Annotated in this window: 12 protein-coding genes and 1 tRNA gene; 6 read left to right on the top strand and 7 right to left on the bottom strand. The window is 40.8% G+C overall.

What is annotated here, in order from left to right:
- Positions 1-156 precede the first annotated feature (156 nt).
- Both CDG79_RS34795 and CDG79_RS34800 read left to right on the top strand, forming a co-directional pair.
- The gene (locus CDG79_RS34795) at positions 157-1,026 is read left to right on the top strand and encodes an aldose epimerase family protein (protein WP_094346176.1); all 870 of its coding nucleotides are present in this window, start codon (positions 157-159) and stop codon (positions 1,024-1,026) included.
- Between the two features lie 61 nt (positions 1,027-1,087).
- A tRNA-Lys gene (locus tag CDG79_RS34800) sits at positions 1,088-1,159 on the top strand.
- A 398-nt stretch (positions 1,160-1,557) separates the two neighbouring features.
- On the opposite strand, the gene CDG79_RS34805 is transcribed toward CDG79_RS34800, so the two are convergent.
- Positions 1,558-2,493 (bottom strand): SDR family NAD(P)-dependent oxidoreductase, encoded by a 936-nt coding sequence (locus CDG79_RS34805; RefSeq protein ID WP_094346177.1) that lies wholly within the window; start codon positions 2,491-2,493, stop codon positions 1,558-1,560.
- Positions 2,494-2,551: 58 nt separating this feature from the next.
- Complete coding sequence (locus tag CDG79_RS34810) at positions 2,552-3,124, bottom strand: TetR/AcrR family transcriptional regulator (RefSeq protein WP_094346178.1); 573 nt, start codon at positions 3,122-3,124, stop codon at positions 2,552-2,554.
- Between the two features lie 693 nt (positions 3,125-3,817).
- Between CDG79_RS34810 and fba the strand changes: the two genes are divergently transcribed.
- Positions 3,818-4,897, top strand: coding sequence for a class II fructose-bisphosphate aldolase (gene fba, locus CDG79_RS34815; RefSeq protein WP_094346179.1), 1,080 nt, complete (start codon positions 3,818-3,820; stop codon positions 4,895-4,897).
- 295 nt (positions 4,898-5,192) lie between these two features.
- Here fba and CDG79_RS34820 read toward each other — a convergent pair whose 3' ends face one another.
- The 5 genes from CDG79_RS34820 to sbcD all read right to left on the bottom strand — a co-directional run bounded on the left by CDG79_RS34820 (position 5,193) and on the right by sbcD (position 10,988).
- Positions 5,193-6,005, bottom strand: a complete 813-nt coding sequence (locus CDG79_RS34820; protein WP_094346180.1) for a carbon-nitrogen hydrolase family protein — start codon at positions 6,003-6,005, stop codon at positions 5,193-5,195.
- 575 nt (positions 6,006-6,580) lie between these two features.
- Positions 6,581-6,904 (bottom strand): thioredoxin, encoded by a 324-nt coding sequence (trxA, locus tag CDG79_RS34825; RefSeq protein ID WP_094346181.1) that lies wholly within the window; start codon positions 6,902-6,904, stop codon positions 6,581-6,583.
- 334 nt (positions 6,905-7,238) lie between these two features.
- On the bottom strand, positions 7,239-8,402 hold the full coding sequence (locus tag CDG79_RS34830) for a GuaB3 family IMP dehydrogenase-related protein (RefSeq protein WP_094346182.1): 1,164 nt from the start codon (positions 8,400-8,402) through the stop codon (positions 7,239-7,241).
- A gap of 337 nt (positions 8,403-8,739) precedes the next feature.
- Positions 8,740-9,270, bottom strand: coding sequence for a YdcF family protein (locus CDG79_RS34835; RefSeq protein WP_094346187.1), 531 nt, complete (start codon positions 9,268-9,270; stop codon positions 8,740-8,742).
- Positions 9,271-9,734: 464 nt separating this feature from the next.
- On the bottom strand, positions 9,735-10,988 hold the full coding sequence (sbcD, locus tag CDG79_RS34840) for an exonuclease subunit SbcD (protein ID WP_094346183.1): 1,254 nt from the start codon (positions 10,986-10,988) through the stop codon (positions 9,735-9,737).
- Positions 10,989-11,251: 263 nt separating this feature from the next.
- Between sbcD and CDG79_RS34845 the strand changes: the two genes are divergently transcribed.
- From CDG79_RS34845 to CDG79_RS34855, 3 genes are all read left to right on the top strand, one after another.
- Positions 11,252-12,718, top strand: a complete 1,467-nt coding sequence (locus CDG79_RS34845; protein WP_094346184.1) for a DUF4011 domain-containing protein — start codon at positions 11,252-11,254, stop codon at positions 12,716-12,718.
- 34 nt (positions 12,719-12,752) lie between these two features.
- Positions 12,753-13,274 (top strand): hypothetical protein, encoded by a 522-nt coding sequence (locus tag CDG79_RS34850; protein WP_094346185.1) that lies wholly within the window; start codon positions 12,753-12,755, stop codon positions 13,272-13,274.
- A 117-nt stretch (positions 13,275-13,391) separates the two neighbouring features.
- The gene (locus CDG79_RS34855) at positions 13,392-14,150 is read left to right on the top strand and encodes a hypothetical protein (RefSeq protein ID WP_094346186.1); all 759 of its coding nucleotides are present in this window, start codon (positions 13,392-13,394) and stop codon (positions 14,148-14,150) included.
- Positions 14,151-14,246: the final 96 nt, after the last annotated feature.

Genomic DNA, 14,246 nt, shown 5'->3' on the forward strand with positions numbered 1-14,246 from the left:
CTGGGAAAGAGTTATTTTAATCCCTAATCCCTAATCCCTAATCCCTAATCCCTAATCCCTAATCCCTAATCCCTAATCCCTAATCCCTAATCCCTAATCCCTAATCCCTAATCCCCAATCCCTAATCCCTAATCCTTAATCCCAGGACTAAAATTTGTGTTTAGCATTGCAGTTCAACAGCAACAGTACAAGACGTACATTCTTTCTGACGAAGCCGCTAGTTCTCAATTGGAAGTAGTACCAGAACGTGGTGGGATCGTTACCCGTTGGCGTATTCAAGGAGAAGAAATTTTTTATCTGGACACTGAACGCTTTACTCATCCTGATTTAAGTGTCAGAGGTGGGAATCCAATTTTGTTTCCTATTTGTGGCAATCTCCCAGATAATACTTACACTCATAACGGGCAAAAATATACTCTCAAGCAACACGGTTTTGCCCGTGAATTGCCGTGGAAAGCAACAGAACAAGAAACTGGAGATAAAGCTGGTTTGACTGTTGTTCTTGATAGCAATGAGCAAACTAAGGCAGTTTATCCTTTTGATTTTCAGCTGGCTTTCACTTACGAACTTCAAGGTAATACCCTAGAAGTTCGGCAGCAGTATAAAAACTTGTCATCCACACCAATGCCCTTCTCAGCTGGTTTCCATCCCTACTTTTTGTGTGGTGATAAAACTCAGTTAGAGATTGAAATTCCCTCTAAGCAGTATCAAGACAATCAAACTAAGGAATTTCACTCTTTTGACGGCAATTTTGACTTTAACCGTGATGAAATTGACTTTGCCTTTGGACAGTTAACGAGTCAATCGGCTACTGCGATAGATGGTAGCCGGAAGTTAAAACTCACCTTGGATTATGATGATTTCTCTACTTACTTGGTATTTTGGACAGTTAAAGGCAAAGATTTTTACTGTCTAGAACCGTGGAGTGCCACCCGTAACTCTCTCAATACAGGTGATAACCTGACTGTGTTAGCACCAGGAGCTAGCCACACAGCATCTGTAAGATTGACGGCTAATTTTTTCTAAACCCCTTTACAAATCTATAGATGTATATGCTATGATTGCAAAGTTGCGAAATACAGCGAAAGGGTCGCTAACTCAACGGTAGAGTACTCGGCTTTTAACCGATTAGTTCCGGGTTCGAATCCCGGGCGACCCATATAGAAGTTTAAAAAATACTCGTTGAAGCTTTTGAGATGAAAGTAGAGGCGAGTTTTATTGTTAGGAAATTTGTGAATCCGATCGCTGTGGAGAACCAAAAATTTGGGATGAGCGATCGCTTATCTTAGCCAAGAAAGTGCGATCGCTCTTTTTAATTGCAGTCAGTGCGATTCTTTTTATTTTTTAATGATGTGTACAGCGATCGCTTATACAAGCAATGGTGCGGAAGAATTATCATGCTTGTGCTTTGACTAACGCACCTGGTTAATTGTCAGGGCGATCGCTATTTTCTTCTCTTTTTATTTTTTGATGATGTGTAGAGCGATCGCTCTTCTTAGCCAAGGAAGTGCGATGGCCCATTATAAAATCTGTTAGTTAGCAGATGTATGAATTTGGTCATTTGCCCACGCTTTGCGCCTTTTTATTAAATTCAAATTTCACACCGGTTAGTTTTTCCGATACAACCCATAGTTTTTTGGCGATCGCTTGGTCTTTGGATAATTCGTTTGATTCGACTTTTATTGGATAGCCGCGGATCTCCATAAACCCATTGGGTCCGAAATATTCTGCGCCTTTTAAGCCTGCTTCGATTGCCGCCCGCAAAGTTGGTAATGCGCCCATCGTAATGTCTTGAGCAAGGATGCCGTTGAGATATTCCACAACGCTGCCCGCAGTTCTCTGCAATTCGGTTGCTGTCCAGCCCGGATGCGAGGCGGTTACAAGTGTCTCGATACCGTTATCTTTTAGCTTTCGGTCGAGTTCGTAGGTAAAATAGATGTTGGCAAGTTTGCTGTCGCCGTAGGCTTTCCATTTGGCATAACTTCTCTTTTCCCAATTCAAATCATCGAAATCTATTTTGCCCATACTATGTGCGCCGCTCGAAACATTGACAATTCGTGAGCCTTCGGTGCCGATCAAAAGTTCTAAAAGCTGTCCCGTCAAAGCAAAATGTCCGAGATGATTAGTGCCGAACTGCAATTCAAAACCGTCCGTCGTTTTTGAATACGGCGGAATCATCACACCCGCATTATTAATCAGTAAATCCAGATGCAAATAATTTTTCTGAAAGTTTTCAGCGAAATTTTTAACTGATGCTAAATTCGCTAAATCAAGTTCCATCACCTTTACGTCAGCATCTTGATTCTGTTGAAGAATTTTTGCCAATGCCTTGTTTCCTTTGTCCAAATTGCGAACCGCAATGATTACAGACGCTTGTTTATTAGCTAAAACCCGCGCCGTTTCATAACCGATGCCGCTACTCGAACCCGTTACAATTGCTACTCTTCCTTTTTGACTCGGAATATTTTCCACGTTCCATTTTTCATTTTTCATTTTATTTAGTCCTGCTTAATTAATCGAATATTCGTTTAATTAATTCTCAAAAAAAGAATTAATTCGTTATTGCATCCCACGCAATTTTATAGGTGGTTTCTAGCATTTTTTCGTCCAAAATCAAAGCACCACTAAAATGCTCTTTTATCAATCCAGTCAGAGGCGCAAAGGTAAAAGCGGTAAAAATTTCCAGGGAAATATCCTTAAAAACCTTCTCCTCTTTACCGCGATTAAACAAATCTAGCATTGGCCTGAAATAGCTCAAACTTTCATCTTTGCAAATGCGGTCAACCATCGGGGAATTAGCAAATTGCTCGGTAAAAGCAAATCTGACCGGATTATTAATCGCGTATTGATAATAATTATTCCAGACCATTTTAAATGCTTTCTCCACCGATAGGTTCTGGTTGACACCTTTCAAAATTTCTGCACTCATTTCCTGCTTCACGAACACATATATTTTATTGAGAAGGTTTTCTTTGTTTTCAAAATAGACATATATCGTCGCGGGCGAAACATTGGCGGTTTTGGCAATTTTTGACATCGAAGTATCAGCAAAACCATTGGCAGTAATCAGTTCGATTGCCGCATCACAGATGGCTTGATTTTTTTTGTCATCTTTGTGCCTCATAAATTCTATAATAAACGAACATTCGGTTATTGTCCAGTGAATAATTTTGATGATAGCGATACCTGAGGTGGTAAGTTGTTAAGCATTTAATTTGCACATTGAGACCGCAGGGGGGCAGGGGTCAAGGGAGAGGGTTTGCAGCTTTTATTACTATGAAAATAGTGCAATTTAAAGGAGATTAGCTTAACAGACTTGTACTGAGCGCAGTCGAAGTACAAGTCTGTTACTACTTCCCTACGGGACGCTACGCGAACGCGGAAGCAAGCTACGCGAACGCGGAAGCAAGCTACGCGATATTTAACGTGAGTGTCCGTTGGACACTCACGTTAATTTATGTAAATTACGCATAGTTTCATCCCAAATGCAATAGTTAGGGAAAAACACCCTGATAGCATTTGTCAGAAGTTAGTGTGTTTAAGTTGAAGCGATCGCTTCGAGATGAGCATTTTGGATACTGGGCTACCAGAGCTACTATCTGTAGGGTAACTAAATGTACAGCGACACAGAGAAAATATGGCGCATAGTGCAGGAGTATAGAACATATTTTATAGTAACGATGGCGTAAACTTTTTCAACATAGATACACGACACTAGTTATAATTTCCTATAAGTTGAAAAAACTCTTAAGATTTAGCGTAATAGTTACGCTTTTCTCAGACCGACTAGCTGACAACCACATTAGGAGGACTATCTATGGCGCTTGTACCACTGCGGCTGCTGTTGGATCACGCAGCTGAAAACGGTTACGGCATCCCAGCTTTCAACGTTAACAATTTGGAGCAGATTCAGGCAATCCTGAAGGCTGCTGTAGAAACAGATAGCCCCGTAATTTTGCAAGCTTCACGCGGCGCTCGTGCTTATGCAGGGGAAAATTTCCTCCGCCATCTAATTTTGGCGGCAGTAGAAACCTATCCTCACATTCCCATTGTCATGCACCAAGATCATGGGAATGCTCCCGCTACCTGCTACTCAGCAATTAAGAACAACTTCACTAGCGTGATGATGGATGGTTCTTTAGAAGCTGATGCTAAAACCCCCGCTAGCTTTGAATACAACGTCAATGTTACCCGCGAAGTTGTAAACGTAGCTCATGCTTTGGGTGTCAGTGTTGAAGGTGAACTCGGTTGTTTAGGTTCTCTAGAAACTGGTGCTGGTGAAGCTGAAGATGGTCATGGGTTTGAAGGTACACTCGACCATTCTCAACTGCTAACCGACCCCGATGAAGCTGTTGACTTCGTAGAAGCAACCCAAGTAGATGCTTTGGCTGTTGCCATTGGCACAAGCCACGGTGCTTACAAGTTTACCCGCAAGCCGACTGGTGAAATTTTGGCCATCAGCCGCATTGAAGAAATTCACCGTCGTTTGCCTAACACCCACTTGGTGATGCACGGTTCTTCTTCTGTACCTGAAGATTTGCTTGCACTGATTAACCAGTATGGTGGTGCAATTCCTGAAACCTACGGTGTACCTGTAGAAGAAATCCAAAAAGGTATTAAGAGTGGTGTACGTAAAGTAAACATCGACACCGACAACCGTTTGGCTATTACTGCTGCTGTCCGTGAAGCTTTGGCTAAAAAACCAGAGGAGTTTGACCCCCGTCACTTCCTCAAGCCTTCTATTACATACATGCAAAAGGTTTGTGCTGAACGCTATCAGCAATTTGGTACAGCTGGCAACGCAAGCAAGATTAAGCAAATTTCTTTGGAAGATTTTGCTGCTAAGTATGCTAAAGGTGAACTCAACGTTGTCACCAAAGCTGCTGCTAAAGTTTAATTAATAAAAGGGACTGGGGATTGGGGAATAGAGACTGGGTTAAGATAGCCCTTTGCTAGAATCTTTCTAATTCCCAATTTCTTTCATTTACAAATAGGAGCCGAAGCACTCCTATGTTCCAAGAAAGTTGAAAATTGTAATCTTGAGATAAACTGGGTGACTTCAATGCCACCCGGTTTTTTGTTTTATTTATCAGGACTAGGGATTGAGAGTAGTGTTAGCGGGGCGTTTAGCCGATGCTGAGTTAGAAGTTAAAAGTTATTCTCCCCAGTCCCCAATCACCAATCCCCAATCCCTAGAACACCCGATGTTGTAAAGAAGGCATTTGACGGCGGACTTGTTCGAGTCTAGTGGGCTTGATTTCAGCGATCGCAATTCCCGGTTTTTCTCCAGCATCGGCTAAAATTACACCCCAGGGGTCAATAATCACGGCGTGTCCGTGAGTTAAACGACGGGCGTAGTTGTTCCCTGTTTGGGCAGGAGCAATGACGTAGGCTGTATTTTCGATAGCTCTGGCTTGTAGTAGCACTTGCCAGTGGTCTTTGCCAGTAAAGGCGGTAAAGGCGGCGGGAATAAAGATAACATCGGCTCCTTTTTCTGCCAGATGACGGTACAGTTCAGGGAAGCGGACATCATAACAAATAGAAAGCCCTAAATTACCCAGTTTTTCTGAGAAATGGACGGGGGGTAGTTGTGTACCAGCCACAACAGTGCTGGATTCCCGATAGGTGTTGCCGTCAGGGACATCAACATCAAATAAATGTACTTTGTAGTAGCGGGCAAGTTCTTGGCCGCTGGGATCGATAAGTAGAGTGGTGTTATAAACTTTGCCTGTATTGTCTACGGGAAGTGGAAAGCTGCCGCCCAAGATCGTAACTTGAAAGCGTTGAGCCATTTTTTTGAGAAATTTTTCACTTTCAAGAGCGATCGCATCACCTTGCGCGAGTTTATCTTTTTCTTCTCCCATATAGGAAAAGTTTTCTGGCAAGCCTACCAATTCAGCACCTTGACGCACGGCAAGCTCTATTAATTCTTCTGCCTGAGCCAAATTTTTGTGTAGATCGGGCACACTTGTCAATTGAATAGCGGCGGCTAAATAAGACTTCATAGATTCAACAACGAACAGTTGATTTATGGAAGATAGATTATCAAAATATATCGCTACTTCAACATCTATGGAACCTAATTAGAAATAACTCAGCCAAGATTTTCTTGAATCGACTTGATTTAATTGCTGATTTTAATCTTCTTCTAAGTTCTAGCAACCTGAGTCAGATTGAGATCGGGGTGCGATCGTACCCCGATCAAAGCTGTCTGCTGTGGATATTTCTATTCTCATTCAAACATTGATTGCTGTGTTTGTCTTGGCAGATGCTATGAGCAATAGACCGATTGATTTAGTAAGAGCATGATGCCCGATCAAAGAAATAAAGTTATAGATAAAGCGATGATGTTGCGATCGCAGTTCTTTTGCTATGTGCGCTAGAAATTAGTAGTGCGGGAATTTAAAGAGTTGTTTTTGAGACAGAAAGCTCCTAAGAATATTCATAATCAGAAACTGTATACAAATGTAAACAAGTTTGAGAGACGGGAAATTCGCGCCTCTCAAACTTGTTTATAAAAATTAACCTAAAGTGAGAACAACATGGATAACTCAAGAGGATTTTGTGAACCAATTAAGTTTCAAAGATACTTTTCGAGAGTGGAAGCTAATGTACTTTTAGGTACAGCGCCCACCACCATATCTACTTTTTGTCCATCTTTAAAAATCATTAATGTGGGAATACTGCGGATGCCGTATTGACTAGCAACTTGAGGATTTTCATCCGTGTTGACTTTGACGACCTTGATTTGACCTTTGTACTGTTCGGAGATTTCATCGACAACAGGAGCTACCATACGGCATGGTCCGCACCAGGGTGCCCAAAAGTCAACTAAAACTGGTACATCACTGTCGAGTACTTCTTGCTGGAAACTAGAATCGGTAACTTGTGCGGCTGTTGACATGCCTAAAACCTTCGCCAATAATATCAGAACTTGGTGAAAATTCTACCATAGCAAAAACCTCAGCTTGGGAGTGCGAGGATGTACATTTGCAAAGAAGCTCTCTTATTTTATTTACAAACATAAGGAACCGCCCGAACAGTAGTCCGGGCGGAGTGTGGTGTGAGGAGTGAACGGAAACATGCGTCTCCGCTATCTCTATTGTAGGCGACATATCGGATTTTTCCAGCAATTGTTTAGGGTGCTGGAAAATTTGTTGGGGATTGGGGATTGGGGATTCGGTACTGGGGATTGGGTACTGGTAAAACTTTTGTCTAATACCCACTCCCTAGTCCCCTTATTTCCCCATACCTAATTGTTGAGCTTTTTGGTAAACTTTACCCTCAGTTAATAGGGAAGGCGCAATCACAACTTCCACTTGCTGCATTTCTTTAATATTTTTGGCTCCTAAAGTGCCCATACTTGTCTTTAAGGCTCCTAAAAGATTGTGAGTGCCATCATCTAGTCCTGCTGGGCCAATGAGTATTTGCTCTAGGCTGCCAGTGGTGGCAACGCGAATGCGGGTGCCACGGGGCAATACTGGGCTGGGAGTCGCCATACCCCAATGATAGCCTCGTCCTGGGGCTTCTGCGGCTCTGGCAAAGGGAGAACCAATCATCACACCATCAGCACCGCAGGCGATGCATTTACAAATGTCGCCACCAGTGATTAAACCGCCATCAGCAATAATGGGGATATAGTTACCAGTTTCGTTGTAGTAATCATCTCGTGCGGCTGCACAATCTGCGATCGCAGTTGCTTGTGGCACACCCACACCCAAAACCCCACGGGATGTACAAGCAGCACCAGGGCCAATTCCCACTAGGACGCCAGCCGCCCCAGCTTTCAACAAATTCAATGTAACTTCGTAAGTCACGCAATTCCCTAACACCACAGGGATGGGCATGGAACGACAAAATTCTGCTAAATCAAGTGGTACTACAGATTCTGGTGACAGATGTGCAGTAGAAACTACCGTAGCTTGGACAAAAAATAAATCGGCCCCAGCTTTTACTACCGCCTCGCCGTATTTACTTGCACCGGCTGGAGTTGCGCTTACCGCAGCAATGCCACCTTGTTGTTTAATTTCCTGAATACGTTTTTCAATTAATTCCGGCTTTATTGGTTCGGCATAGAGTTCTTGCATCAGGGCAACAAATTCATCTTTCCCCACAGAGGCAATCCGATCTAATATTGGCTCTGGGTCAACGTAGCGAGTGTGAATTCCCTCTAAATTGAGGACACCTAATGCTCCTAACTGTGACAAACGTACAGCCATACGAACATCTACTACGCCATCCATAGCACTGGCAATTATCGGAATTTCTCGCTCAATATTCCCAATACGCCACTTAGTATCTGCCAAACTGGGGTCTAGTGTTCTGTTACCGGGGACTAGAGCAATTTCATCTATTCCATAAGCTCTGCGAGCTGTTTTTCCCCGCCCAAGTTGAATTTCCACGCTTTAACTTTTCTCAAATCTGTTTAAGCTAGGGTATCAAATTGTGGAGGGAATTGGTGCGTTTTTTTTCCCGAACTACACAGATAAATTCGAGTTACCCAAGCCGCAGCTTGAAATTTTGGCGGATGCAAAGTATTTACTAATCAACCAAATGAGCCAAAATTGTTAACTGGTTTTTGTATTGTGTTGTTTGAAGGTTGATGTTGCACTAGTTTTTCGATAATTGTAGTTCTATGTGTCTATTATTACCTTAGTTATTATCACGATTATTGGCATTAATTGTCTTAATTTGCCTATTTTGAGTTCCGTCAAGAGCGTGCAAATTCCTACTGATGATTTACCGTTTATTTTTAGCTGCATCCACACCAGTGTAACCAGTTGCCAACCAAATTATTGCTCTAGCTCCATCGCGGATAGATTTTTCGATAGACTCAGGGGGTTTTTCTGAAGGAACTGGCACTGGTTTTAAATAAATACCTCGACTACCCAAAATAATTTCGCCGATGACACAAGCCCGGCGCATGTGGAAGTCTGAAGTAATCAAATAAACGCTCTTGATGCCACGAGCTTGCAAATCATCTACTAACGTAGTAAAATTAGTAACTGTATCTACAGCTTCATAGTCCAAGTGTAAACGTTTGGGATCGACACCAGCTTTGGTAAACACTCGTTGGGTGAATCTAGGTGGACTGCCTCCAGTAATCCAAATCGGTATATTTGGATGCTGGCGTACAAACTCAGCCGTAAATTTTTCTCGCTCTAAACGTCTCGTTGAACCACCCAAAACTACAACTGCTTGCGGCTGTACAAATTGGCTTTGTACTTCTTTGTATCCCCACCAGATGATTAGTGGTAGAACAAAAGCCATGAAACGAAAAGATTTACTTGTAAAGAGTAGCTTATTCAAGGCTTGATAACTTTTTTTACTTATTCCAAAATTTCCTCTAGCTAGAAGAAAAACAATAGTTGATAGTAGAGTAGCAAACTCCTCAATAATCTGCCCAAAAATATAAATTTGGGTGACTTTCATGTTACAGCGCGATTAAGCGGGTTTGAAGTTTTTCCTCTAATTGATGGATTATCCTAACCTGTATCGGAAAATTCATCAAAGGGTTCTACCATATTGTCGGAGAACCCTATTTAGTAGCTGACTTTTCACCTTATCTGGAAAACCTCTCTCTAAATCTCTCTTATTTTAGGAGAGAGACTTTAAAAATTCCCGCTTCCCGCGTCGGAAAGGGGGTTAAGAGGTTAGGTTTTCTGTGGGTTTTTCCAGATGACGCGAAGTTTCGCGTCTCTACACACTGTTTTGAAATATGATTGGCATCTATCCTACTCGCTAGTTGCTGCTTCTAGCCAGATTTCCACATCATCTGCTAGCAACTTTTGTGCAGCATCCAGCATTGATACTGCTATGTCTTTGAGGTCTTCGCGGTTGTTCAAGTAAGTTTTCAAGGCTTCCATTGGGTCGATGCTGCTACTTGCACTCAATTCAGGAATCCGGGGCCTGGCTAATTGACTCAATAATTCTGCTTGAATGGTGTAGGTGTGAGCGGGACTTAAAGCAGTATGTAGAGAGGAACTGTCAATCAAATCCATCTGTTCGGAGCGGAGTTTGTAAATTAGCCGCACTACGGCATCTTGAATATCATACTTAGCGATCGCTTTCATTAACACCGCTTGCGGATCGTTAGCTTTCGAGATATCCACTTCAATGGTACGGAAAGTCCGAACTGTTAACGGACAAAATTCCCATTCAGCCTTCCCCCGCTCTAATTCCAGCATCACATAGCCTTTGTCTTCTTTTTCTTCACTAAAATCTACCCGCTCAATACTCCCTGGATAAATCACCGGCGGGTTATTAGATTTATTCAGGTTCTGGTGGCGGTGGACGTGTCCCAAGGCTACATAATCAAAACAAGGTCGCGTCAGCAAAGATAGGGGTAGAGTAAAGCCTTTACCTACTGCCAAAAAGCGTTCTGCGCCCAAAGTCGCATTGTCAGCCATCAAGTGAGCCAAAAGGACAGTTGGCACATCAGGGTCAAGACGGCGAATTTCCCCTTCCATAACAACTCGTAGACGTTCGGTTAACAGTTCGTTGACTTCTGCCAAAGATGAACCTTCAGTTTCTTGGCGAGTCATCAGAGTCGAACGAGTCAGCCAAGGCAGAGTGATTACTTGCACTTTGCCATTACGGGTTTCGATGCAGTGAGTAGTTAATGTATCACCAACAACAAACCCTGGCACTCCCAAAGTGCGGTAAATATTTAAACTCGCTCCTCCCTGTCCTTGGGAATGTTGGTCGTGGTTGCCTACCAATAGCACTGTTGGAATATTAGCATCCATGAGACGGCGAAATTGGCTAGCAAAAGCTTGTTGTACATAAGGCGGTGGTGTCGCATCCGGGAAAGCATCGCCACCAAATATCACCATATCTACAGTATCTGCGATCGCTCGGTCAATACATATAGACAAAGTATTGACAAAATCCTCCAATCGTGTATTTAATCCAGTCGCGGGATTAATTCGCCCGTGGGAAAAACCGCTTCCCATGTGGATATCAGAGAGATGGAGGATTTTGATCATAATTTATCTCAAAGTTTACCTGAGTATCTGACGTTAAATTGTCATGCCAATCATAATACCGCTTACGAAAGTTTACATTTCAATAAACCAACCTCTCAGACCTTAATATCTAAATATTAAGATTTTTAAAGGTGTAATCGAGACGAATGACAACCCTTGTATCAGTGATTGGTAACAAATGATTACATTGGCAAGAAAATTTACTTATAATATGAGTATTAAAACACAAGTTTATTCTTGTACAGCACTGCCATCAAAAGCGAATGAGTATTTCGGAATCTCAATCAATCCAAGACAAAATCAATATTTGGAAGAAAAAGCTTGTTGGCGAATCCAACAAGAATCCTTTAGTTGATTTACGCCAAAATCAAAAAAGATTAGTTCCTCTTTTAAGAGACTCTTCATTTTTATATAGTCATTTTACAGAAGATGAGCCTGAATCTTTACTAATCAGCGAACTGGAACCTAAGCAGACGGATGATGACCCGATCAAGGTTCTAGATGAACTTCGTAAAGAGGCTAAATCAACCATTGAAGAGAAGGGTTTTAATAGTCTTTTTTTAGTCATTAATACCTTAACATGGTTTAACGCCGAAAACCCTCACGAAAAATATGTTTCTCCTATTCTGCTTGTTCCAGTTAGATTAGAAAAAACAGGTAGAAAGTCATTAGAATTTACTCTTCACCCTATAGATGATGATATTGCTGTTAACTTTACTTTAGTCAACAGGTTACGTGATTTTGATATAACACTGCCTAACAGTGATAGGGTTAAAGAATTGAGCTATGAAGATTTTTTCAATGAAGTTCGTTGTGCGGTCGCCGCTAAACAACCTGAATGGGAAGTAAAAAAAATAGCACACATTACTTTGTTCCCGGATGCAAAAGCAGCAATGATTCAAGACCTGGAACAAAATCATGAGAAGATAGCTAATCATCCTATACTGCAAGAGCTAGCTTTAGAAAAAACATCTGAGAATGTCAATAATCCCCCCATTCCTCAAGAAAAAGGACTTGATCAAATAGACCCTTCATTGATTTATCAAATACGTGATGCAGACTCTAGCCAGCAAGTAGTTATAGAAGCTGTAAAGGCAGGATTTAGTTGTGTAGTACAGGGACCTCCTGGTACAGGAAAAAGCCAAACTATTGTTAACATCATCACTGAGTTAATCGGCCAAAATAAAAAAGTGCTTGTAGTTGCAGAAAAGCAAACTGCTTTAGAAGTTGTTTTTGACAGGCTTCAGAAAAGTCAATTAGAAGACGTTTGTCTGAATTTACACCACGAAGTTACAAAAAAAGCAAAAGATTTCTTCAATCAACTAGAGCAAACTTTCACTCAGCTTTCAGAAAGAAATGAAGCACAACAGCTAGATTGGAATACATTGTTTAAACCTTTGCGTGACTATCGAAAATTTCTCAACGATCATGTAAAAGGTTTACATAAAAAGGAGCAACCATTAAATAAATCTGCTTTTAACCTGTATGGCGAAATTCTCAGGTTGGAAAGAGAAGATATTCCTCAACTAGAGTTTAATCTTTCTAATCTGCAAGATTTCTCAGAAACTACATTGCTAGAGGCAAAAACTTTACTAGAAGAACTTAATCAATTTGAGCCTATATTCCGGGGTAGACAAAAAACGATATGGTCAAGTAGTCCGCTACAATCTGAATCTTGGTCATCTGATATAGATAAATATTTACGTAGAAATATTTATCTATATCAGTGAAGGAATAAAACTTGCTCAAAATACTGTAGTTTCGTTGACACAACTGCTAAAAATAACCGAACCACTACAAACTTTGTCTGATTTGGAACAGTTACAGCCAGCAGTAGCTCACATCCTTAATGCTCCATCAGGAATTGAAAGTTGGTCACTTTCAACAGATTTAGTTTATTTGACACAGTTGTATTTAGATTTAGAAATAGAGATTAAGAATTATCAATCTATTAATTCCGATCTCAATGCCAAATATATTAGTGATTTTTTAACTTTTGATTTCTTAGAAATTAGGAAACTTTTTGCTAGAAAATTTACAGGCTTTTTTCGCTTTATTCAACCAGCTTATTGGCAATGGCTTATTGCTAAGAGGCGTGAACGTCAACGTCTTATAGCTCTAAGACGAAACCAAGATATAATTACTGAGCAAAAATTGATTACAGATATTAAAAAAGGGATTGAGCGCCAAAATATTTTAAATATATTAAAAGGCCAAAACTATCAAGCATGTCAAGTTTTTGGATCTTCATTTGAAGAAGAAATGACAAATTTGCAAAGTATCTAGCAAGGTCTTGAATGGCTGGAAAACATAAAGAAAAATCGCCTACTAGATAAAGAAACAGTAGCGGCAGTTATTACTTCAAGAGAACGCTATCAAAAGCTAAGAGAGTTATTAGAAAATTTGGAAATATCCTTAAACCAGATTCAAGAAGGCTTTAAATTTTTAAACGAACACTTTCCTCAAGAACGGCTAACACCATTAGATTTATTGAAGAGAACACCTCTAAACGAAGTTGAAGATTTCCGTAAAAAAGCCTATGATGATCTGGAGTTATTCCAACAGTGGTTAGACTGTCAACAAATTGTACATAAATTAGAAGCTATTGGAACAAAAGAATTTTTAGCTAAACTACGAGATTCCGACATTTTACCAAATAAGTGGTTTTTACTTTTACGAAAAGGCTTTTATGTAAATTGGCGACGACACATATATTCTGATAATTCAGAGTTGCGAAAATTTAACCAGAGTTTGCACGAGCAGAGAATAAATGAATTTTCTAAACAAGATAAACAACAGTATGAAGTTGCAATAGAACGTTTGAGACAACTTCATGCAAAATATTTTCAAGATTGGTTAAAACAGGCAGAAGCAGCAGAACAAGTGAAGTATCTCAAACGAGAAATTACAAAGAAAAAGGGACATAAAAAAATTCGTCAATTTATCAAAGAATATCCTCAAATTATTACTACCCTCAAGCCATGTTGGCTGATGAGTCCTTTAGGTGTTTGTCAATATGTAGATGCAGACGCAGTGGAGTTTGATGTTGTTATCTTTGACGAAGCTTCTCAAATCCGTACTGAAAATGCAGTATCGTCTATTATGCGAGCAAAACAGCTAATTGTTGTTGGCGGGAGCATCCCATTTTTGCAAAAACATTAGATAGCAAGTTGACCATTGAGGTAGGCACAGCGAAGTTGTAGTATGGACGGCACATTGGCAGGATTCCACTGAGCACCAGAAAGTTTCAACCTCAGA

It is taken from the genome of Nostoc sp. 'Peltigera membranacea cyanobiont' 232 (assembly GCF_002245985.1).
Taxonomy (GTDB): Bacteria; Cyanobacteriota; Cyanobacteriia; order Cyanobacteriales; family Nostocaceae; genus Nostoc.

Bases quoted from the DNA above. Each gene is read 5' to 3' on its own strand.
- CDG79_RS34820 (WP_094346180.1), bottom strand. From the start codon at position 6,005: ATGAAGTCTTATTTAGCCGCCGCTATTCAATTGACAAGTGTGCCCGAT.
- sbcD (WP_094346183.1), bottom strand. From the start codon at position 10,988: ATGATCAAAATCCTCCATCTCTCTGATATCCACATGGGAAGCGGTTTT.
- CDG79_RS34810 (WP_094346178.1), bottom strand. From the start codon at position 3,124: ATGAGGCACAAAGATGACAAAAAAAATCAAGCCATCTGTGATGCGGCA.
- CDG79_RS34805 (WP_094346177.1), bottom strand. From the start codon at position 2,493: ATGAAAAATGAAAAATGGAACGTGGAAAATATTCCGAGTCAAAAAGGA.
- fba (WP_094346179.1), top strand. From the start codon at position 3,818: ATGGCGCTTGTACCACTGCGGCTGCTGTTGGATCACGCAGCTGAAAAC.
- trxA (WP_094346181.1), bottom strand. From the start codon at position 6,904: ATGTCAACAGCCGCACAAGTTACCGATTCTAGTTTCCAGCAAGAAGTA.
- CDG79_RS34845 (WP_094346184.1), top strand. From the start codon at position 11,252: ATGAGTATTTCGGAATCTCAATCAATCCAAGACAAAATCAATATTTGG.
- CDG79_RS34835 (WP_094346187.1), bottom strand. From the start codon at position 9,270: ATGGCTTTTGTTCTACCACTAATCATCTGGTGGGGATACAAAGAAGTA.